Raw genomic sequence first — 22,095 nt, forward strand, 5'->3', positions numbered from 1 at the left:
GCCATCTTTCGATAGCCGCTTAGTCTATTTTAACTTAGTTCCTTATATCGTTTTCAGATAGCTGGCTATTTTCTGGTATAAGCCATCGCTCACCGGGGTAACCGGCAAACGCAGATGGTTACCAATAGAACCTTGCTGGGTCATAAACGCTTTTACACCAGCCGGGTTGTTTTCTGCAAACAACAGGTCGTAAGCCGTGAGCAAACTATTGTTGATAGCACGGGCTGCCACAAAATCGTTTTTCAAACTCAGGCGCACCAGCTCAGAGAACTGACCTGGGAAAGTGTTACCAATTACACTGATTACACCATCCATACCACAGGCAATCTGCGACATAGCCAGGCCATCATCACCACTCACTACCAAAAAGTCTTCCGGCACCTCTTTCAAAATCTGCATGCACTGCATCATATCCCCACTGGCTTCTTTAATACCGCCAATGTTCTTTACCTCCTTCGCCAGGCGAATGGTGGTTTCGGCACTCATGTTCCTACCGGTACGGCCGGGAACATTATATAATAATATAGGCTTAGGCGATGCTTCTGCCAATGCTTTATAATGTTGAAAAATACCTTCCTGTGAAGGTTTGCTATAATAAGGAGCAGCGCTTAACACAGCAACAGCCTTATCCAGCGGAAAGCTCTTTAATTCTTCTATCAACTCCTGGGTGTTGTTACCACCAATACCCACTACTACAGGAACACGATCGGCTACCTTATCAAAAGTATATTGTACAATGTCCAGCTTTTCCTTCTTGCTCAGGGTAGGCGTTTCACCGGTGGTACCCAGCGTTACTACATATTCTACACCACCTGCTATTACACTGTCAATTACGCGGCCCAGCGCTTCAAAATCAACGGTAAGGGTGTCAGTAAACGGGGTGATTAACGCCACACCCGTGCCTTTTAATTGCTGACGAAGAGACATATCTATTTTAGATGTTAAATTGAACTATAACTAATGGCTACTCAGGTTTATCTGATATCGAAAAAGCCCATTTTATTGAATTTCTCGATACGGTCGTTGATGCGCTTTTCGGGCGCCACCTGTTTTATTTCCCTGAGAGCCTTCAGAATATGTGTCTTCAATATGTTGGCAGCCTCATCATAATCCCAATGGGCGCCACCTGCCGGTTCTGGTACAATTTCATCTACCAGGCCAAAACCATGCATATCTATTGCGGTTAATTTCAATTGTTCGGCTGCTACTTCTTTCTTCTCCCAGCTACGCCATAAGATAGCGCTACAGTTTTCGGGAGAAATAACAGTGTACCAGGCGTTTTCCATCATCAGAATTTTGTCGCCCACACCAATGCCTAATGCGCCACCACTGGCACCTTCACCAATAATTACACAAATTACAGGCACTTTCAGACGCATCATCTCGTAAATATTACGGGCAATGGCCTCCCCTTGTCCGCGCTCTTCGGCTTCTAAACCAGGAAAAGCACCGGGAGTATCAATTAAAGTAACAACAGGCTTGTTGAATTTTTCAGCCAGACGCATTAAACGCAAAGCTTTACGGTAGCCTTCAGGGTTGGCCATACCAAAATTGCGCAGTTGACGCAGTTTGGTATTAATACCTTTTTGCTGACCAATAAACATCACCGTTTCTCCATCCAGCTGACCAAAACCGCCCACCATCGCTTTATCATCTTTGATGTTCCTGTCGCCATGCAGCTCCAGGAAATCGGTGGTCATTTTGTCAATATATTTTAAAGTATATGGACGGTCGGGATGACGACTCAGTTGTACACGCTGCCATGGAGTAAGATGTGCGGTAATATCTTTCCTTTTATCCTCGATAGCATCTTCCAGCTTTTGAACACTGTCAGACATATCAATCTTACTCTTCTCTGCCGTTTGTTTTAGCTTGTCAATCTCTTCATATAAAGTTTTGATTGGCTGCTCAAAATCTAAAAACTGTCTATTGGGGTATTGAGGCATACGCTTTACTATCTAACTGTTGGGCGGTAAAATTACAGTTTGAAACAGATTTTCAATGCTTAATTCTGTTTTTCTGCTATTTTTTCGGTCTTTCCGTGGCATTTTACGCTTATAACCGTTAGTTTAAGGCCCCAAAAAGAGCCATTCTGCACAATAATGCGGGTATTCACTTCTACAAATATCCCCTGCCTGCTCCTTTCACCGCCACTATTCCCTCATTCTTAAAACCGGCAGGATAATTGAACACGCACAGAGAACATATTATTATTTCATTTAAACCAACATCTATGAAACGCTTTTTTGTACTATGTGTAGTAGCTGCTGCCTTTATCAGTGTTACCAGCTGTGGCAATAATGAGGAGAAGAAAAATGGTACAGATACATCTATTAATGCTCCTATGCCCGAAAATAATTCGCAGGCTCCGGACACCATAGGCGGACAAAATCTCGATTCATTTCACAGAGATACCACGCCAAGGCCATTCTCCGATTCTGCTCACCACTAAAACTTATAAATTGTTTTATGTCCAACACCCTTAAATGGATACTGGTAATCAATTGCGGATCGTCCAGTATCAAATTCGGATTATATGATTATAAACAGATAACACTTCGTGTAAAAGGCGTTATCAAAGGCATTGGACACAAAAGCCATTTTTCAGTTACCGGGCAGCACGATAAGGCGATAGCCGATGAACATATCACTTTACAAAATCATGAGGCGGCGCTATTGCACCTGGTAGGCTGGTTGCAACAAGTGGGTTACGAACACCAGTTGCTGGCCGTAGGCCACCGGATTGTGCAGGGAGGATTACATCATACCGCTCCGCAACGATATACACAACAACTAAAAACCGACCTGGAGCAGTTGATTCCTTTAGCGCCGCTTCATTTACCACTTGAATTGCTTGCCATTCATTTTTTTGAAAAACGGTATCCACGCCTGATACAGGTGTGTTGTTTTGATACGGCTTTTCACCAGGCAATGCCGTGGTATGCACAACAATATGCATTACCGGAAGCAGTTACGGCCGATGGCATTAAACGCTACGGCTTTCACGGCCTTTCGTACGATTATATTATGCAGCACCTGCACCCTGCCGGCAAAACCATTATAGCTCATTTGGGTAACGGCGCCAGTATGGCAGCAATGGATGAAGGAAAAAATATAGATACTACCATGGGCTTTACACCTGCCGGCGGATTGATGATGGGAACCCGTTGTGGCGATATCGATCCTGGCGTGTTATTATACCTGTTGCAGGAAAAACATTATACAGCCGAGCAACTAAGCACACTTATTAATAAAGAGTCTGGTTTAAAAGGCGTTTCGGGCCTGAGTTCCGATATGGAACAATTGCTGGAAGACGCTGCAGATAACAAACAAGCTGATGCAGCTATTACCTTGTTCTGCTACCAGGCTAAAAAAAACCTGGGCGCATTGGCAGCAGCATTAGGCGGTTTGCAAACGCTTATTTTCACAGGTGGCATTGGTGAACACCACCCGGCCATTCGTGAACGCATTTGCCAAAACATGGCCTACCTGGGCCTTGTGCTGGATAAAAACCGCAATACCGAAAACGCCCCTGTTATTTCGCACCTGGCTTCTTCTGTAACAGTAAGGGTGATACCTACCGATGAAGAATATATGATTGCGACGTACACTGCACACCTGCTGAAAGGGTAATCCTTTTTTTTTGCTTTTAAAGTCTAACGTATGGCCACACTATCTCCCGCTGAATTGCAGCTGCTGCACCGTTACTGGCAGGCAGCCAACTACCTTGCTGTAGGACAGATCTATTTATTAGACAATGTACTACTGCGCCAGCCTTTGCAAAAACAGCATATTAAACCCAGGCTATTGGGCCATTGGGGCACTTCTCCGGGATTGAATCTTATATATGTACACCTTAACCGGCTTATCCGCCGGCACAATACTACTATACTATATATATGTGGGCCTGGCCATGGGGCACCTGCCATATTAGCCAACACCTATCTCGAAGGCACTTACTCTGAAGTATACCCTTCTGTCACTAAAGATCTTTCGGGTCTGGAAGCCTTTTTCCGCCAGTTTTCCACGCCTGGCGGTATACCCAGCCATGTAAGCCCCCACACTCCTGGTTCTATACACGAAGGTGGCGAGCTTGGCTATTCTCTGGCACACGCATTCGGCGCCGCATTCGACAATCCCGATTTGCTGGTAGCCTGTGTGGTAGGCGATGGGGAAGCCGAAACAGGACCATTGGAAGGCAGCTGGAAAAGCATTCACTTTTTAAATCCTGTACGCGATGGCGCCGTACTTCCCATATTACACCTTAACGGCTATAAAATAGCAGGCCCTACCGTACTAGCCCGCCAATCAGATGATACCATAAAGGCATTGATGGAAGGACACGGCTATGAAGTGTTTTTTGTAGAAGGAGATGATCCGCTGCTGGTACACGAACAATTCGCGCAAACACTGGAAACCATATATACACGCATACATAAAATACAGCAACAGGCCCGGCAACAGGAGATTCAGCAACCACCACGCTGGCCTATGATTGTGCTGCGCACGCCCAAAGGCTGGACGTGTCCTAAACAATGGAATGATAAACCGCTTGAAGGCTCCTTTCGCTCACACCAGGTTCCATTAGACAAGGTTACCGAAAATGCAGATCAGCTGGCATTGCTGGAAGAATGGATGCGGAGCTACCATCCCGAAAACTTATTTGATGAAAAAGGCGCCTTGCTACCTGAACTGGCGGCCCTGGCTCCGCCAGGAGATAAACGCATGAGTGCGGTAGCCCATGCCAATGGAGGCCGGTTGTTGCAGGACCTCCAATTGCCTGACTTTACCCAATATGCCCTGCCAATATCTTCCCCCGCAGTGAGCGTAGGCATGGCTACCAGGCAACTGGGCCAGTACTTGCGCGATGTATTTGCTCTTAACCAGCAACACAAAAACTTCCGGCTTTTTTGTCCCGATGAAACCGCCAGCAATAAACTGGACGCTGTTTTTGAAGCCACCAACAGATGCAGCAGTAGCACCATTATCAATACCGACGATCATTTATCTCCCGATGGGCGGGTAATGGAAGTGTTAAGCGAACATCTTTGCCAGGGATGGCTGGAAGGTTACCTGCTCACAGGCCGTCATGGCTTTTTTCCTTGCTACGAAGCTTTTATCACTATTATAGACTCTATGTTTAACCAGCACGCTAAATGGTTGAAAACCTGCAACGAGCTACCCTGGCGCAAGCCCATAGCTTCTTTAAACTATTTACTCACCAGCCATGCCTGGCGGCAGGATCATAATGGTTACAGCCATCAGGGCCCTGGATTTATTGATACTGTTGTTAATAAAAAAAGTACGGTTATCCGGTTATACTTTCCTCCCGATGCCAACACCCTGCTTTCGGTTACTGATCACTGCCTTCGCAGTAAAAATTATGTAAACGTAATTGTAGCCGGCAAACAGTCTGAACTGCAATACCTTACTATGGAAGAAGCTATACCTCACTGCAAAAAGGGAGCAGGCATCTGGCATTGGGCTGGCCATAACGACGACGGACAACCGGATATTATACTGGCCTGTGCAGGCGATGTACCCACTATGGAAGCCGTTGCCGCCGCATGGTTGCTGGCCAAAGAAGTACCGCACTTAAAAGTGCGCTTCATTAATGTAGTAGATCTGATGGCTTTGTCGCCCCGCCCCTACCATCCGCATGGTTTGCCCGATAATGATTTCAATGATATGTTCACCACTGGCACACCTGTAATATTTGCTTTTCATGGATATGTACGTGTTATTCACGATCTTATCCACGGCCGCCCCCATCCTGCGCGTTTTCATGTACGCGGTTTTATGGAAGAGGGAACCACCACTACCCCATTTGACATGGTAGTATTAAATAATGTAAGCCGTTATCACCTGGCAATTGAAGCTTTAAAACGCAGCATTCCTGCACAAGAAGATGCGCAAAAGGCCATTGAGCATTTCGAAAGTAAACTCACACAACACCATGCCTATATAAGAACGCATTTACGCGACATGCCCGAAATTGAAAACTGGAACTGGAAAGCCTAACGTATAATAAAAATGACTAGATTTGTATCAGCCTTACAGGCTTTATCACATCCAATATCTTACGAATATCCGCCCATCCAACATCCGCATGAACAGCCATTGAAGTATTTTATTACCAACATGGAAGTAATAGTTATTGGCCTGAACCTTAAAAAAGCTTTGTCATGCAAGCGCTAAAGAATTACAACAAAAAACATATTAACCTGGAAGAGGTATATGCCCTGGTAGATAAAGCCCTTGAAACCTCCGGTGCAGGATTTCCTTTTTATGTTCATGACATCAAAGGCAGCGGTCCCGCTGCTGTTGAACTACTCGAAAAGCATCATCTGATCACTTATATACATAAGCATCACGATAAAGCGCTGAGTACTTACATAGTAAGCGAAAAAGGTATAGAAGTATTGGATAAAGGCGGTATCAAAGTATTCCTGGAGCTGGAAGCCGCCATCAAAAAAATTCCCGCCGTTACACCACGCAGCCGTTTCACAGTAGTGATTACGCCTGATGAAGGCGTTGCGCCTAACAATCAACTAAAACAGGCTAAAACCTTTGCCCGCGTATGCCTGGGCATAGCGCTGGTATCATTGGCTTTAGCCTGCTGGGCCTTTTGGGCAAACAGGTAAACTGCTATTATAAAAAGAAACTAAGCTTTGTAGGTATACACTGTATCCTTATACAGGGAAGATGCCACATACCTGCTTATTACGCAGGCTAAAAATACCGGTATAGCAATTACATACCCGCCCGTAAAGCAGCAGCCTAAAGCCGTTGCCGTTAAAGGCGCATGTATGCTGGCACTTAATACTGCTGCAATACCTATTACCATAAAGTTGACAATGATCAATTCTGTGCCCAGGTATTGATTAAACAATACTGCTATTAATAAACCCAGCAACGAACCAATTACAATGCTGGGAGCAAACACGCCTCCATCACCACCTGCACCCAGGGTAACCGAACTAATAAAAGGCTTAATCAGCACCACTGCCAGCAAAGTAAATGCAAAGGGTAAAGTAAAAGGCTGAACCATTGCTTTGTTCAACATATCTGTAATAGCAAAATAGCCATCACCAAACAATTGCGGCAGCAGGCAAACCAGCACACCAATGATAGCTGCACCAATTCCAATGCGTACATAATCATTACTCACACTGGCAAAACGATATTTAATATAAATAACACTACGGGTAAACAACACAGCAATTAAACCTGCCAGCACACTCAGCAATAATATGTAAGGCAATGCACGCCATTGCCAGCCAGTGGTATGAAACACAAACAACGGCTTTTCGTGTAATACAGAAAGTAATACCTGCGCAGCAGTGATGGCCGTAACAACACTCAATGCCACGGTACGTGTTACCTTGCGTGCTATCACTTCCAATGCAAACAGCAAACCCGTTAAAGGACTGCCGAATAAAGCAGTTACCCCTGCGGCCACGCCTGCACAAATCAATTCAGCTTTATACTTACGGGGCATGTTCACTTTTTGTCCGGTAACAGCCCCCACTGTAGCGGTGGCCACCACCGTAGACACTTCCACCCCGGTAGAGCCGCCAAATATCACCGTTAAAAATCCATTGATGTAATGAGAAGGAATTTTATACGCCGGCAACTGATCATGCCGGGTATCTAACGTTTTATAAATTTCCTTAATACCGAGGTTCTTTTTCTTTTTAAATAACCAGGTACGCAATAAGAAAATCAGTAATAAACCAATAGCGGGAAATATAACCAGTAATAAACGATGTGGTAGAATGGCCTCTAACATCTTGTCTTCATAATGAGCGGTAATGCGCTTTAGGGTAACAGCTAACGTTGCCGATAACAAACCCACTAATGCAGAAATCAGTACCAGCTTCAGAAAACTTAACCTTACTATTCTTTTACGCATGCTAACGATTTTGTTAAGTTCTTGCCTTACGGGAGTGCAAAGGTACTGCATGTAATAAAAAACAGCCACGTAAAAACGTGACTGTCTATTGTTATAATAGTTTGAGCATCCCCCCAGATACTCAATAACAATGTACTTTATAGCATTGATACACATCAACATACACAGGATAAAATAATACTGATAAGGAAAATGTTAAATCCTTTGCAGAACAATAACCCGGTACGGATATATGAAGGAGATTGGATTGGAAATGCAAATATAATAGCCAATTTCTTTATAAACAACACTATTACCCACCTGAACAAAATGAACAGCAGTTAGTTAGTTATTTTTTGAGTTGCGCTTCAAATACATTAAATTGTTGATATTAAGCGTGCTTACAAATGAAAATAGCTTTAATCGATGACCATAGAATGCTAACAGATCTGTTACAAAGCATTCTTACTTCGGATGCTTCTATCACAGAGATGCGCACCTTTAATAAAGCAGAAGATTTTTTACATACCGGCTGGCAACCGGATATTATAGTTACCGATATATTAATGCCCGGACTGTCGGGCATGGAATTGCTGGAAATAGTGAAAGAAAAAAATTATACCAGTAAGGTGTTAATTTTATCTGGCATCACCGATGTGCAAACTATTAAGCAAGCCATTCGTTCAGGCGCTGCAGGCTACCTGTCTAAAAACACCAGCCTGGAAGAATTAACAGCCGCCATTGCAGCCATTCACAATTGCGAGCAATACATATCCAACAAGCTCAGGAACAGTTTATTAAACACCGTGTTTACAGAAGAACAGGTGGTGTTTCATTTATCTCCGCGCGAGAAGGATGTGCTGGAATTAATCTGTTCGGGGCATACCGTAAAAGAAGCAGCTTATAAGCTCAACCTCAGCGCCCACACTGTACACAGCTATCATAAAAGCATTATGAAGAAGTTTAAAGTAAACCGTACAGCCGACCTTATTGTGTTTGCCATGCAAAAGGGATTATACAGCCCAACCACTTCTTAATCAGCAATGTTTACTGCACCCATATTTCATCGCAGGCAATAGCAGGATGTTTGTATTTACTCTTTCTCCACAACGGCAGCCCGGGCAATTGCGCGGCAGTAATAGTAATGTAGCGGGTTACTACCGGCTGTGCATACCTGAATGTTATTGCATAAGGTTGTACTGTATAATCTTCCTGTGGTGCGGTCAATACTTTTTCCATCTGTTGCGTTGTGTGCAGGCCATCTTCCGAAAAGCCACACATTACACTCCCTGGCGCAAAAAACCAATGACGGGCATCCTGTAAAAAGTGTACGGTCACTACGTGCACTGCTTTTAAAGCGCCTAAATCTACTGTAGCCACCATGGGTGTGTTATAAAAACACAGCCAGTTGTAGCTGTAATCACTATAACCAGGCGTGCCATCCGTTAACGTTACGCTACCCTTGGCAGGATATTCGGGCATAAAAGCATATTGCACCTTTACAGGAGCATGCAACGCTATAGTAGACGTTACCCCATTGGCTTCTATCTGTTTCCATTCACTGTAATAAGCATCCGGACTCAAACCACCTTCACTTAGTTCCTTCACGCCCGCCATCTTACAATTGTTTACAAACGCTTGTACCCGTTGCATCATACCTTTTTTCATACTCCATCCGCCATGCGCATCCTGTACAAAAACGCCGTTAGGCTCTAAACCATAAAAACGCGCCTGCTGCAATACCGTGTATTCATGGGCCAGCCGCACCTGGGTAACACGTTGTTGGTACAATGTATTACCTTCCGTAACCGCCACCGCTTTATCCATACAACTACTATAAGCATCTAAAGCCATTGCCGATAAATAGCCACTATGCGCATTTACAGGATTGCCATAAATATCCAATGGCACATGCTGTTGCGCTACCTGTTGCTGCAACAGTTGCAGGTATTGCAGCATATACGGGGCCGCCTTGCCATAATAACCATTCATAAACACCTGCGTTAACGAATCTGTATTAACAAAAGGATTCCATAACACAGCAGCCAGCATATAAGCTTTATAATCAGCCATATCACTATAGGTGTCACCACTCCCCTGTTCAAATATGCCGGTTATGCCTTGCTGCTTACACCAGCGGGCATTCGCTTCAAATGTAGCCGTGGAAGGAAAAGGGGCTACATAGGCTGTAAACTGCGTGCAATAATCCCACAATAAAATACGATCCGTTTTATCCCGCCAGCCCTTTAAATTCTTTCTGAAAGCCGCTGCCGCCTTATCCTGCTCCAGCGCCTGTGACCTACCCGCATCTATATTGCTAAGTTGTATATACACATTCGTAGCAGGCCGGGTAACCAGTGTTGGCCTGACACTGTAACCATATGCCAGCATGGTAAACTTTTTATCCGGAAAACGGGCAGCTACCGCATTTACAAAACGCAGTAAAGCCCCCTGTGGCCCACCTTCCCGCTCATCTACCCGCCTGCATCTGCTACACTCACAATAACCCCCATCATCGTTGGGGCTTATAGACCAGTAAGTGGCTTCCGGATGCGCAGCCATCCTTTGCTGCAAAGTAGCTACTACTATCTTCAATACTTTTTTATTGCTTAAACACAGCTGCACCGCTTTTCGTTCTCCATCTATCAACGAATAATACTTCGGATGTTTTTTAAAATATACATCCGGTGGCAGCAGCTTAAAAAAGCTATGCCCCCACAGCCCCCATTTGTCTTCAAAGCGGTGTAAGTGGTGCCAGTTCAGATATTCATCATCTGCAGAAGCCGGAAAATACGCTTCCCTGTAATTAAATGCCGGCGCTTCCTTTATCAGCATTTTCAGCGGCATGGCAAGCACAGGCGTATAAGGTGTATAAGCAGGCCCCGCATTCCACTTACGGCAACCCAGCACCTGTTCCACAAAAGTATAGGCAGCGTATACTATTCCTTTATCCTTACCCCCAAGCACTATCACCTCCTTTCCACCCGCAACAACAAAAGCTTCCGGTGTTAACGCAGCAGCATAGGTGGCGGCATAGCGGGTAGCCCCCACACTAATTACCTGCTGCGGCGCAATGCCTGGCTCCTCTACTAACACAGGCAACTGCACTCCGGTTACTGCTGTAAAATATCGTTGCACAATAGCTGCCGCCTGCTGCTCTTCTTCACTAAAGCATAAGGGTAGCAGTATTTTCCAGACCGAAGTTCCATTAGCGGCCAGCAGCACGTCCTGCCCATGCACGGGTACTACCACAGGCGCACAAAAACATAGCACTAACAGGTATGTCCACTTCATGCGCCTGGTTAAAAGTTTTTATAAAAAGATAAATAAATATCATACTGATTAATATCAGCACGACCACTCAACGACTGGTGCAACCATGCGGCATATAACGACAGTATGGTATTGTAGCGAAAGTATTTCTGGTAACCTACGGCTACAGAATTAGTGGTTACCCCCAGCAGGTTATTCAACTGAAAGCTGCGGCTTCTGTCATCCGGGCTTACCCCCGTAGATAATATAAGAGCCAGAAAGTCTCTTTGTTCATTTACATACCAGCGGTTGGTAAGCGTATAAGCCTGGTACCACTTGTCTGTATCTTTTGTAAAATATCCCCTTGCATTTACCCAGTAGCTACCTATATATTTAGCCACTGACAATAAGGGTGTATACGTATTGATAGTATCTGCCCGCAGGTAACGAAACCCCAGTTCCCCTTCCCAGCCTTTAGGAAAATTATGAAAGAACGAGTAGCTGGCCCGGTACTTTGGAAACACCAGGCTATTGCTCCATCCCAGCCATAACCAGGAGTAGTCTTGTTTCGTGTGATTATAGTACATTTCCGCTTCCAGCTGAACGCCATTGCCCGATTGCCTGTCGCCATAATTGACACGCCCAAGTACAATACCCTTGTTAAATCGGCGCAGGTATTGTAACGAGCTTATCAGCGCTGTGCGGGTTCCATTATCGTAAAACGATTGAAGGTGCAGCACACCCAGCTGGTTGCGGTACGTACGGTTTTTCATATACAATAAGTAGTCATCCAGTCTTTTATTACCCGGCTCCTGCAGCTTCCAGGCTTCAATGGCAGCTACCGCTTCTGTGTATCTGCCTTTGGCTTCCAGCGCCACAGCCTTCTCACGCAACAGTGCAATATTACCCGGTTGCAACTGTAAGCCCCTGCCGGCATACACCAGCACGGAGTCAGGCTTGTACTGCATAGCAAAACTGCTTACCAGCCTGGTGAATGCGATGGTATCGTCCGGCGCATATATCAATACTTGTTTAAAAGCCATGGTAGCGCTATCTGTTGCGCCTTTTTCCTGCCATTGCCTGCCCAGTGCCAACCATTGCTCTGCACACATAGCAGCCAGCCTGCCATCGGCCGGATAACGCTGCTGTAAAGGCCCGCTTACCGCCACAGCAGCAGCATACCTTTTATCTTCTGCCAGCATGCCGGCCTTCTTAGCCAGCACCAGCGAATCGGCCGGGTAGTAATGCAGCAAACTGTCGCAACCTGCTATGGCAGCAGCGTAACCATCCTTCAAATAAGCTATAGTAATAGCATATAAAAGCGCATCGTGCTGGCCGGGATAAGCAGTGAGCACCTTGCTCACATATAACCTGGCTTCAGACAAGCTGTTCTGCTTCAGTGCAGTGCGCGCTGCTGCCAAAGCCTGATCTATATATGCCTGCCTGTATCCCGTTCCAGCGGGATGCGCCTGTAATAAGTTTTCTGTAATGTCCGCAGCTGCTTTATAATCCCCACCTTGTTCCAGCAAAGCAGCTTTTTTAAACTGTATGTTCTGTAGCCCATTCAATAGCATCTCATTGCCGGGCAATTTTCCCAGCGCCCGGTTCAGCAACTGCTCGGCAGCTGTGGTATTATTATTTCGTAAATAACCATTCACTGCTGCTATATAAATAGCAGCATACTCGTTGGCAAAAGCCTGGTCTCTTTTGCGGCTCAGCAATTCATCTGCCATAGTTGCAGCGCCATTGTAATGTCCCTGCTGCTCCAACAAGCCTAGCTTTTTCAGCAGCAGCACTGTATCACCTGCATAATACCCCAGCGCCGTGTTAGCATACTGTAATGCCTGTTCGTAATTACCGGCACTGGCTTCCATATTTACCAGGTATTGCAGTACCTCTTTATTTTTAGGCTGCCTGCGCAGTACGCCTGTCCATTCCTGCCGCGCATCATCTACCTTATGCGTAATAAAATACAGCCGCCCGAGTAAGGTATGTATATCATTATCAGCGGGGGCTTTGCGCATTCCCTCACGGCAATAATCTATGGCCTTACTATAATGCTGTTGCCGGGTTTCCTGCAATGCCAGTTTCAGCAACTCATCCGACGAAAGGGTGGTTTGTACGTTCTGTGCTGCCAGCGAAGTAGCAGCCATCACACATAGCATTACCAGCATCCGGCTTATCATTAGCCGGAATAGTTTCATATAGCTGTTCATACAAAATCCTCCGTAATGTTTTAATGGCTGAATGTTACAGGCGCCTGTTGCTGAAACCCACGCCGTTGCATATTGCCCCAGGTGTGCTTGCGACCGGTAATATGAGATAAGTATCCTTTTAAAGTAAAGAACAAGGAAAGCGGATGATATATAAAAGGCTCGGCAAACGCTGTAATGCAAAGCCCTATAATACTTCGCCAGCCCCGGTAATGCCGGAAAGTAAGCTGATCCCACAGCAGGGCAACATTGGTGATGAACACAGAGAAGATATACACAAACACCAGCAATATCGCAGCAAACTCCCAGTTCACCGTACTAAAAAACACATGGTACAGGAAGTATACAATGCCACTGAACTCAATGACCGGCGCCAGCATTTCAAAAAAGAAAACATAAGGAAAAGTAAACAACCCCATCTTGCCAAAACGCGGGTTAAACAGTACCCCTCTGTGCGTGGTAAATATCTGCAAAATACCCCTGCCCCAACGGGTACGCTGCCTGCCAAATACCTTCAATGTAGCAGGGCCTTCTGTCCAACAAAGGGTTTCCGGGATGTACCTGATGGCAAAAGGCAGCTTATGCTCATGCATATATTTCGACATGCGCACCACAATATCCATATCCTCCGCAAAAGAGTGGCTGTCGTACCCACCTGCCTTAATCGCAATTTCCTTATCAAACAACCCCAGCCCTCCCGACACATTATTCACTGCATTCATTAACGACCACCCCATCTTACCTAACAGGTAGGAACGGGTGTATTCAATTTCCTGGAACCGGGGCAACACTTCTGTTGGCGCACGCATTTCCACCATTTGCCCCTGGTTTACCCGGCACGAGTTGGCCATGCGTAAAGTAGCCCCTGTGGCAATGACCCGTTTATCTTCATCTACAAAGGGCTGAGCCAGCTTTAACAAAGTATCATCATGTAAAATGCAATCCACATCTGTGTTCAGAAAATGGGTGTAGGAGGCAACATTAATGCCCGCGTTCACCGCATCGGCCTTGCATTTACCATTCTCTTTATCCAGCACCAGCAGGCGTGCATAGGCAGCATTCACCGACTTGTAAAAGCCTTTTACCGGCATCGAAGGCAATTGCGCATGATAGGCAAACGATACTTCTACCAGACTAAACTGATCAATCAACAATTGCAAAGTATTATCAGTGCTTCCATCATTTACAATAATCACTTCAAACCGGGAATAATTCAATGACAGCAGTGAACGGGCATTACAGGCTATCGTAGCTTCTTCATTATAAGCCGGTGCAATCACTGAAATACCCGGCATTAAGGGCGACTCAACCAGTGTAGCGCTGTTTCGTAAACTGTTGCGCCACAGGTGGCGGCGTATAGAAACAAACGACAATATCGCCAGCATGGAATAACAACTGAATATAACCATGCAATAGAAGAAGATTACGCTTTCGTAGAAGAGCGTAATATAATCCAGTATTTTGTGTAGCATTAGTTACGGTTTAATGGGTTAAGACTATGCAGCATTATCTGATGCGGCAGACCCAGGGTATTGATGGTAAGGCGTTTCACCAGGTTCATAGCAAACGCTTTGTGGTTAACGATAGAACGTGCCGAGTTTTTACGCACATCAAAATCTTCCGACTGCAAAAACTCCCGTTCCAGAAAGTACAGGCAATGTCCGCTACCTATTCTGCCCAGTGCTTTTAATATTTCCAATTTTATAGCTTCCGGTTGTTGGGCATACATGTTCACCAGGTGCTCTTCTGCATTCTCTGCCATTAGTTTTCCCAATGCATTCACCGCATCTGCCCTAAGCTGCAAATCTTCCGAATCCAGCAAAGCCACCAATAGGGGTATAGCTTCAAACTGTTGATAACAGGCAGCTGCCCTGATGCAAAACGATACCACACTGGGATGATAGCGTCGGCTTATCCAATGAGCAAAAGAGGGAATGGTAATATCTGTTCGCAGGGATAACAAACGCAGCAACTCCAGTCTCTCCCAGGGTAAAATGGGCTGCTTCACTTCTTTAAAAAAGCAGAAAGGTTTCCGCAACAAACGCACACTGGCACACCGGGCCATTTCCATTACATTGCGGTTATGATGCCGGGCTAAAGACATCAGGTAATCCTTATCTATAGCAACATCCATGCTGCATAATTCACTTAGCCCCTGCACTATCTCCTTCGGAGTGAATGATGTAATCTGATACTCAGGCTTACGATACAGATGCAGGCTCATATACAATTTTCGCAACAGCCTGGTAGTATTGCCTGATAGCCCCCGTCGATAATAAATAATACGCTGTACCAGCAGGTTACGGCACCATTGTTTATGCAAAGGCAACACATTAAAAGGTTCCAGTGCCAGTTCAATTTCATCCGGTGCAAAGCCTTTGTGCAGCTGCTCGTTCATTACAATCTCCTGGGTAAGCAGGTGGTCAATTAAATGCAAATGCCATTTAGTGCGCCTGTCAGTAATACGCGTGCGCAGGCGCAAAACCACTATAGTAATAAAGCAACATAGCACGCCTGCAAAAGCTATGGCAATAATTATCAAAGCCACTTTTATAAAAGTGGGATAACCCGCTATTGTAAACATAAAATACTATTTATGAGCTACGCGTTGCAACAGACGTGCTACACGGCATACCAGCTCGCTGGTGGAGAAAGGTTTGCGCAGGAAATCATCAGCGCCCAGGTCAAAGCTGTCCTGAACATTCTTTTCATGCCCCAGGGCCGACACCACTATAATGGCGGGCGTATCAAAGGGCCATTGTTGTTTAATCTGGCTGATAATTTCCAGGCCACTGGTATTTGGAAGCATCATATCTACCAGCACCATATCGCATTTAACTTTGTCAAGGCATTCAAAAGCCTCTTTGGCATTGGAAGCAGCATACACATCGTACCCCTCCCGTTTCAGCACCATGGCTATAACATGTTGCATGGTTGCATCGTCGTCAATCGTTAGAATTGTTGCCATAGGGAAATAAATTAATGGTAAGTTTTCTAACACAAAGTACCTTCATTTAACACTTCACTAACACCCCCACTTTTCACCTTATCTCCTCCCCCATATTAGGGGTATTGTATGGTATTATATTAGTAGTTAAATTTACTAAAACACATTTTGTACCCCATTAATACCATGCCATGTGTGCCTTATCCAACAAAAGCGACTATACCTCCAAAAAAAACTTCATTGCTTTGCAGCAACTATTGCACAGCAGGGAAAAAGAAATTACACAACTAAAGCACGATTTAAGAACACCTGTCACAAGTATTCAACTGATAGCAGAATTTATTATCAATAATTCTTCAGATGACATTAACGATCACAAAGAAAAGCTGGCTATCATTATTGAATGCTGCCAGCAAATCAACACACAGCTGGAACATTCGCCTATGCATGATATAGCACTTTAGCCTTCCTCTACAAATTGAAACACTTCTCTCAAACTTTGCGTGTTCATGGGTTTTACTAAATAATCAGTGATGGCACTTATCGATTTCGCTTTCTGCTTATCCCTTTCATCAATAGACGAGCTTACAATATACACAGTTACTTTCCTCGCCATCAACGGCTCAATAAGCATAAACTCTTCCATAAACTGCCACCCGTCCATTACAGGCATTTCCAGATCCAGCAATATATAGTCCGGTAACATCGAAGCATCATCCATATGCGTTCTGATATAGTCCATTGCCTGTTGTCCGTTTTCAAATGGCACCACCTTATCGCACAAATGGTGATATTCAATCAGCTTCCTTATTCCATATAAATAGGCAGCATCATCGTCTACTAAAAAGGTTAGTGTGGCGGTATTCATAATTTATATTATAACATTGTAATGACAAATGTGGTTCCTTCGTCCACCTGGCTTTCTACCTCTATAGTCCCCCCTAGTGTTTCAATCTGGTTTTTGGTAATAAACAGGCCTATCCCTTTTGCATCGGGATGTTCATGAAAGGTTTTATACATGCCAAAGATCTTGTGCCCGTTCTTGTGTAAATCAATTCCCAAACCATTATCCGTAATTGTCAGCCGCACTTTACCATTATGGCGAGTAGTGCAGATTTTTATTTCCGGCAACCGGTCGGGACTACGGTATTTAATAGCATTCGACACCAGGTTCAGTAAAATACTTTCCATATAAGCGGGAATATGCTGCACCTGGTCACAGCCCGAAAAGTCAGCTGTAATGCGGGCTTTGTTCTTTTTCATCTGCAAATCCAGCACATGCATCACCTGCTCAAACACATCTTTGAAATACAACGTTTGTATAGCATCCCGGGAATCATTTTTTATTTTAATCACCTCGTTCAGGTGGTACAACGTTTCGTGTAAATTGGTGCTGATGCGTTCTATATTCTGTATAATTTCCTGCTTTTCTTCCTCCGTGGCCAGTGGCAATACTTCCAGCGAAACAGTGATGGAAGCGGCATGCGAACGCAGGTTATGCGATACAATATGCGCAAAGTTTTCCAGCCGTTCTTTCTGTTCTTTAATAATATTATGCTGTTGCTGTAACTGCGCTTCCCGCACCTTATGATCCTGTATATTCTGTAAAGTACCTATTAAAGCTTTAGCCTTTCCGTTCTCATCCAGTATGGCCTTACCAATGGAGCGTACCCATATCTTCTTACCGGTAACAGTTGTCAACTCTAACTCCATATCGTAAGGTATCAGGTAATCCGTGGCCCGTTTAACAGCATCCCGCAGCAGCAGTTGCGATTTAGGGGTATAATACGAAAAAGCTTCTTCCAGCGAAAGTGGCGTACCCTCGGGTAGTTCGTGAATGCGATATACTTCCCTGGTCCAGTACATCACTCTTTGCTGCAAATTCACTTTCCAGCCACCTACCCTGGCCATAGCCCCCACTTCATTCAGCAAATGATCACGTACCTCCAGCGCTTCGCGGTATTTATCGTTTTCTATCCTTTCCAGCATAGTATCATTAATATCCATCACAAAGCCCTTATAGGCTACCAACTGATCATGCTCATCCCGTATAGGCTCTCCTTTTACCTTCACCCATTTACTTCTTCCCCCCTCAAACAGCAATAACCCATCATGTTCCCAAGAAAGCCCTGCTGCAACAGCTTCTTTAATTTTAGCGATCGCCTGTTTACTATAATCAGGCCGAAACAGTTCAGCAACGGTATCGGGATGAGGAATATAAGAGGTATCTTTTTCGTAAATTTCGTAAGCGGCAGGTGTCCAGGTTAACTTACGGTTCAGTAACTGATAATGCCACCCGCCTACTTTTGCTATGGCGCAGGTTTCAGCCAGCAACCGCTTACTAGCTTCCAGTTCTTCCTTATAGTCCTGCAATCTTTGCAAATCGTTATTATCAGCCTCCATAGAGCATTCTTCCAGCTTATTAAGTTTAATGGTATCATCAGCATCATTTCCGGGCACTATCAGCTTAAACAAGCTGGCCTTTTGTAAGGAGTTTTGGCCATTCATTCCCATACCTAGATATTTAGCAGTTGAACGGATAAATGGATTGCCTTTAAAGATACACATAACCTCTCTGGCATAACAGGCCAGGCAATTAAGCCCTGTTTAAAATCACCTTTAAAAAACTTTAAAATCTATATATGAACAGGAATAGCTTTTCGCTGCAGTTTTAACGATAAAAACAATAAAAAAGGCGGCCATCTTTTCAGATAACCGCCTGTTATGTATTACCGGGTATAGCGTTATACTAAACCAGGAACTGCTACCATTTCATTTACATCCGCTTCGTAGTTGATGCCAGGAAATTCAAAACCAAACAGGTTAAAGAAGTCATTTCTATAACCAGCCAGGTCGCCAATGTTTGGCAGGCTTTCGGTAGTAGCTTCTGCCCACAGTGCAGCCACTTCTGCCTGCACATCTTCGCGCATTTCCCAGTCGTCTACACGAATACGGCCTTTCTCATCTACAGGCACTTTGCTGCCGTTGAATAAACGGGTTGCAAATAAACGCTGCATCTGCTCAATACAACCTTCATGCAGACCTTTTGCCTTCATTACTTTATACAGCAAAGAAATATACAAAGGAATAACAGGAATAGCAGAGCTTGCCTGGGTAACCAATGCCTTGTTTACCGATACGTAAGCATGACCGTTAAGGTCTTTCAGCTTTTCATCAATAACAAATGCAGTCTTTTCCAGGTGATCTTTAGCCATACCGATGGTGCCCTTACGGTATACCGGCTCGGTTAATTTTGGCCCGATATAAGAGTAAGCAACGGTAGTAGCACCATTAGCCAGCACACCAGCCGCTTTTAACTCATCCATCCACATTTCCCAATCTTCCCCACCCATTACGGCAATGGTATTGGCAATATCTTCTTCTGTGCAAGGTTCAATTGACACTTCAGAAACAACACCGGTATGAAAATCTACCGTTTTGTTACGGAAAGTTTCGCCAATAGGTTTTAATACACTGTTATGTACAACACCGGTAACAGGATGTGTTCTGCGTGGAGAAGCCAGGCTGTAAATAACCAGGTCTATCTGGCCCAGATCGGCCTTGATCAGCTCTATGGTCTTTTGCTTGATCTCTTTAGAAAACGCATCACCGTTAATGCTTTTGGCATATAATCCCGCACTTTGCGCTTCCGCTTCAAAAGCAGCGGTGTTATACCAACCCGGACTGCCAGGCTTGCCTTCTGCTGCCGGTTTTTCAAAATAAACACCTATAGTAGAAGCATTGGCTCCAAAGGCGCTGGTAATGCGCGATGCCAAACCAAAACCGGTAGAAGCACCTATTACCAATACTTTTTTAGGACCGTTGATAGCTCCTTTTGATTTTACGTAGTTAATCTGGTTTACTACATTTTGCGCACATCCAACGGGGTGGGATGTTAAGCAGATAAATCCGCGTACTTTAGGTACAATAATCATATTGAATGTCTTTTTACCGCTCTAACTTCTGTTCATATACATTACAACGGGGCCGCAAAATAGCTAAAAAACCAAATCGGCACCTGTTTTCGTCTCATAAGCCGCTTTACCCGGCAAAAAAATGCGGGCATCCGGCGTGCCTTCCAGGGTAATATGCTCCCCCTTCACCCTTATCCAGCCTCCTTCCCGCAGGCCTACCACAGGTATATCGTTTTGAGTATGAAACTCTTTGATGCGGGTTTCCCGCGTTTCGCCCATATGTGGCAGCCCTGGAATCGGGTCCAGGTAATGCGGATTCAGATTAAACGGTACCAGCCCCATAGTTGCAAAAGAAGGCGGGTACACAATAGGCATATCGTTAGTAGTTTGCATATTCACCCCACCAATATTACTGCCCGCACTGGTGCCTAAATAAGGGGCACCTTTTTTTACCGCCTGTTCCAGCACATGCATCAACTGCAGCTCGTGTAGTTGCTTCACCAGCAAAAAGGTATTGCCCCCACCGGTAAAAAAGCCTTTACCTTGCGCTATGGCTTCGGCGGGGTTATCAAACGTGTGCAGCCCCCGAACATAAATGCCGGCATTGGCAAAAAAGGCAGCCGCATTGGCAGTATAATCGTCGTGCGAGATACCGCCAGGACGCGCATAAGGAATAAATATAATTTCGTCTGCTCCTGCAAACAATTCAGTTACCACCGGCAGCAGGTAATCCAGGTAAGTTCCACCATATAAGGTGGAAGTGCTGGCAAGTACTACATTTTTCATATCCTTGCTTTATACGGCATAAGGCCGCTGTTACATGTATGGCGCGAAAGGTAGTAAATTCTCCCTAAAAGTATTTATAGCATCGCACCTTCGACAATTCGGGATTCTCTTTGGTAAACAGGATACCGATAGACAATTCATGCGATCCTTTCTGGTAGCCGGATAAGCCATTGGTCATAAAATCGTACGAATACCCTATCCGTACATTATCATTGGCAAACACTTCCAGCATCACGCTCACAGCATCATTGCTGCTCAGGTTTGTTTGCAGGTTGCTTTTACCCAATGCCTTTATACCTGTACGGTACGATCCGCCCAGCCACAACCTGTCGGCCAGTAAAACAAAGGTGTTGATATCTAAATTGGCGGGTCCATTAAAGTCTTCTTTCAACATAAAGGAAGGTTTCAGCTTCACATTTTCCGACAGTTCCAGCACGGTGCCGGCACTCACATATAAGTGCCTTGTTTTATTCAGCGTAGTATAGGTTACCCCATTGCCGTAATACAGTTTGCGGTCACGCGCCACCGAAAACAAATCCAGCACACTCACCCCTATAAAAGATAAAGGCGTTGTATAAAACACCCCAAACCGCGCATCAGGAACAAAAGTGGATACTTTACCCAACGGCACAAAAGGATCATTGGCATCCCGATATTCATACTCACTGCCATTTAAAGAGTATTGTGTAAAGCCAAAACCAATACCCAGCGAAAGCCTGCGATCGCCCTCCTCGTTCATAGGAATACGATAGGCATATGAACCGTACAACGAAGTAGATTCCTGTGGCCCCAGTTTATCCCAGGTTATTTGCCCGCCTATCCCCACCCTGTCTTCACGGGCATTGGTTAAACCATCCAGCGATACAAGTCCTGTTTTAGGCGCTCCCGGAAAACCTGCCCACTGCTGGCGGTAAGCCGCATGCAAATGCAAATTTTCCTGGTAGCCGGCATAGGCAGGGTTTACACTCAACCCGTTAAATATGTACTGACTAAACTGTACATCCTGCTGCGCGGCTACCTTTCCGGTAACCGCCAGCAACATACCTATACCTAACCACACTGCTCTTTTCATCGGTATTGAATGTCTTT

Annotated in this window: 20 protein-coding genes; 7 read left to right on the forward strand and 13 right to left on the reverse strand. The window is 45.0% G+C overall.

The features are described from left to right. Positions 1-42: 42 nt before the first annotated feature. Together dapA and FLA_RS18960 are read right to left on the reverse strand one after the other, a co-directional pair. On the reverse strand, positions 43-927 hold the full coding sequence (dapA, locus tag FLA_RS18955) for a 4-hydroxy-tetrahydrodipicolinate synthase (RefSeq protein ID WP_076378993.1): 885 nt from the start codon (positions 925-927) through the stop codon (positions 43-45). Positions 928-974: 47 nt separating this feature from the next. After that, entirely contained in the window at positions 975-1,946 is a 972-nt protein-coding gene (locus FLA_RS18960) for an acetyl-CoA carboxylase carboxyltransferase subunit alpha (RefSeq protein ID WP_076378995.1), read from the reverse strand. A 287-nt stretch (positions 1,947-2,233) separates the two neighbouring features. On the opposite strand from FLA_RS18960, the gene FLA_RS31225 reads away from it, so the two are divergent. Genes FLA_RS31225 through FLA_RS18980 form a run of 5 tightly spaced genes read left to right on the forward strand, consistent with a single transcriptional unit; the run spans position 2,234 to position 6,644 of the window. Continuing rightward, positions 2,234-2,452, forward strand: a complete 219-nt coding sequence (locus tag FLA_RS31225) for a hypothetical protein (protein ID WP_076378997.1) — start codon at positions 2,234-2,236, stop codon at positions 2,450-2,452. Positions 2,453-2,469: 17 nt separating this feature from the next. Further along, positions 2,470-3,633: an acetate/propionate family kinase gene (locus tag FLA_RS18970; RefSeq protein WP_076378999.1), complete on the forward strand. Its 1,164-nt coding sequence runs from the start codon at positions 2,470-2,472 to the stop codon at positions 3,631-3,633. Positions 3,634-3,663: 30 nt separating this feature from the next. After that, positions 3,664-6,021, forward strand: a complete 2,358-nt coding sequence (locus FLA_RS18975; RefSeq protein WP_076379001.1) for a phosphoketolase family protein — start codon at positions 3,664-3,666, stop codon at positions 6,019-6,021. A 12-nt stretch (positions 6,022-6,033) separates the two neighbouring features. Beyond that, entirely contained in the window at positions 6,034-6,198 is a 165-nt protein-coding gene (locus tag FLA_RS31525) for a hypothetical protein (protein WP_170022681.1), read from the forward strand. Then, complete coding sequence (locus FLA_RS18980; protein WP_076379003.1) at positions 6,186-6,644, forward strand: hypothetical protein; 459 nt, start codon at positions 6,186-6,188, stop codon at positions 6,642-6,644. Before FLA_RS31525 ends, FLA_RS18980 begins: the two co-directional genes overlap by 13 nt. Before the next feature lie 20 nt (positions 6,645-6,664). On the opposite strand, the gene FLA_RS18985 is transcribed toward FLA_RS18980, so the two are convergent. Then, positions 6,665-7,915, reverse strand: a complete 1,251-nt coding sequence (locus FLA_RS18985) for a chloride channel protein (RefSeq protein ID WP_076379005.1) — start codon at positions 7,913-7,915, stop codon at positions 6,665-6,667. Positions 7,916-8,301: 386 nt separating this feature from the next. Here FLA_RS18985 and FLA_RS18990 point away from each other — a divergent pair, with 386 nt between their 5' ends. Further along, entirely contained in the window at positions 8,302-8,931 is a 630-nt protein-coding gene (locus FLA_RS18990) for a response regulator transcription factor (RefSeq protein ID WP_076379007.1), read from the forward strand. 10 nt (positions 8,932-8,941) lie between these two features. Here the strand turns inward: FLA_RS18990 and FLA_RS18995 are convergent, their stop codons facing one another. The 5 genes from FLA_RS18995 to FLA_RS19015 are packed head-to-tail and all read right to left on the reverse strand — an operon-like array spanning position 8,942 to position 16,327. Then, positions 8,942-11,188 carry a DUF4838 domain-containing protein gene (locus tag FLA_RS18995; protein ID WP_076379009.1) on the reverse strand — a complete coding sequence of 749 codons (2,247 nt, stop codon included), beginning with the start codon at positions 11,186-11,188 and terminating at the stop codon, positions 8,942-8,944. 8 nt (positions 11,189-11,196) lie between these two features. Next, positions 11,197-13,362, reverse strand: coding sequence for a YaiO family outer membrane beta-barrel protein (locus FLA_RS19000; protein ID WP_084206206.1), 2,166 nt, complete (start codon positions 13,360-13,362; stop codon positions 11,197-11,199). A gap of 20 nt (positions 13,363-13,382) precedes the next feature. Then, complete coding sequence (locus FLA_RS19005; RefSeq protein WP_084206207.1) at positions 13,383-14,831, reverse strand: glycosyltransferase family 2 protein; 1,449 nt, start codon at positions 14,829-14,831, stop codon at positions 13,383-13,385. Beyond that, a complete protein-coding gene (locus FLA_RS19010; RefSeq protein ID WP_076379013.1) occupies positions 14,831-15,943 on the reverse strand; it encodes a HEAT repeat domain-containing protein in 1,113 nt (370 codons plus the stop codon). The genes FLA_RS19005 and FLA_RS19010 overlap by 1 nt, the downstream gene beginning before the upstream one ends. A gap of 6 nt (positions 15,944-15,949) precedes the next feature. Then, entirely contained in the window at positions 15,950-16,327 is a 378-nt protein-coding gene (locus FLA_RS19015; RefSeq protein ID WP_076379015.1) for a response regulator transcription factor, read from the reverse strand. Positions 16,328-16,497: 170 nt separating this feature from the next. Here FLA_RS19015 and FLA_RS19020 point away from each other — a divergent pair, with 170 nt between their 5' ends. Continuing rightward, positions 16,498-16,770: a histidine kinase dimerization/phospho-acceptor domain-containing protein gene (locus tag FLA_RS19020; protein WP_076379017.1), complete on the forward strand. Its 273-nt coding sequence runs from the start codon at positions 16,498-16,500 to the stop codon at positions 16,768-16,770. Here FLA_RS19020 and FLA_RS19025 read toward each other — a convergent pair. The 5 genes from FLA_RS19025 to FLA_RS19045 form a co-directional block, all read right to left on the reverse strand. Continuing rightward, positions 16,767-17,174 carry a response regulator gene (locus FLA_RS19025; RefSeq protein ID WP_076379019.1) on the reverse strand — a complete coding sequence of 136 codons (408 nt, stop codon included), beginning with the start codon at positions 17,172-17,174 and terminating at the stop codon, positions 16,767-16,769. The two genes, FLA_RS19020 and FLA_RS19025, sit on opposite strands and share 4 nt — an antisense overlap. Before the next feature lie 8 nt (positions 17,175-17,182). Beyond that, positions 17,183-18,820, reverse strand: coding sequence for a sensor histidine kinase (locus tag FLA_RS19030; protein ID WP_159445098.1), 1,638 nt, complete (start codon positions 18,818-18,820; stop codon positions 17,183-17,185). Positions 18,821-19,050: 230 nt separating this feature from the next. Next, positions 19,051-20,241 carry an enoyl-ACP reductase FabV gene (gene fabV, locus FLA_RS19035; protein ID WP_076379023.1) on the reverse strand — a complete coding sequence of 397 codons (1,191 nt, stop codon included), beginning with the start codon at positions 20,239-20,241 and terminating at the stop codon, positions 19,051-19,053. A 63-nt stretch (positions 20,242-20,304) separates the two neighbouring features. Beyond that, positions 20,305-21,006 carry a dipeptidase PepE gene (pepE, locus tag FLA_RS19040; RefSeq protein WP_076379025.1) on the reverse strand — a complete coding sequence of 234 codons (702 nt, stop codon included), beginning with the start codon at positions 21,004-21,006 and terminating at the stop codon, positions 20,305-20,307. 64 nt (positions 21,007-21,070) lie between these two features. Continuing rightward, entirely contained in the window at positions 21,071-22,078 is a 1,008-nt protein-coding gene (locus tag FLA_RS19045; protein ID WP_076379027.1) for a PorP/SprF family type IX secretion system membrane protein, read from the reverse strand. Positions 22,079-22,095: the final 17 nt, after the last annotated feature.

The organism is Filimonas lacunae (assembly GCF_002355595.1).
GTDB lineage: Bacteria > Bacteroidota > Bacteroidia > Chitinophagales > Chitinophagaceae > Filimonas > Filimonas lacunae.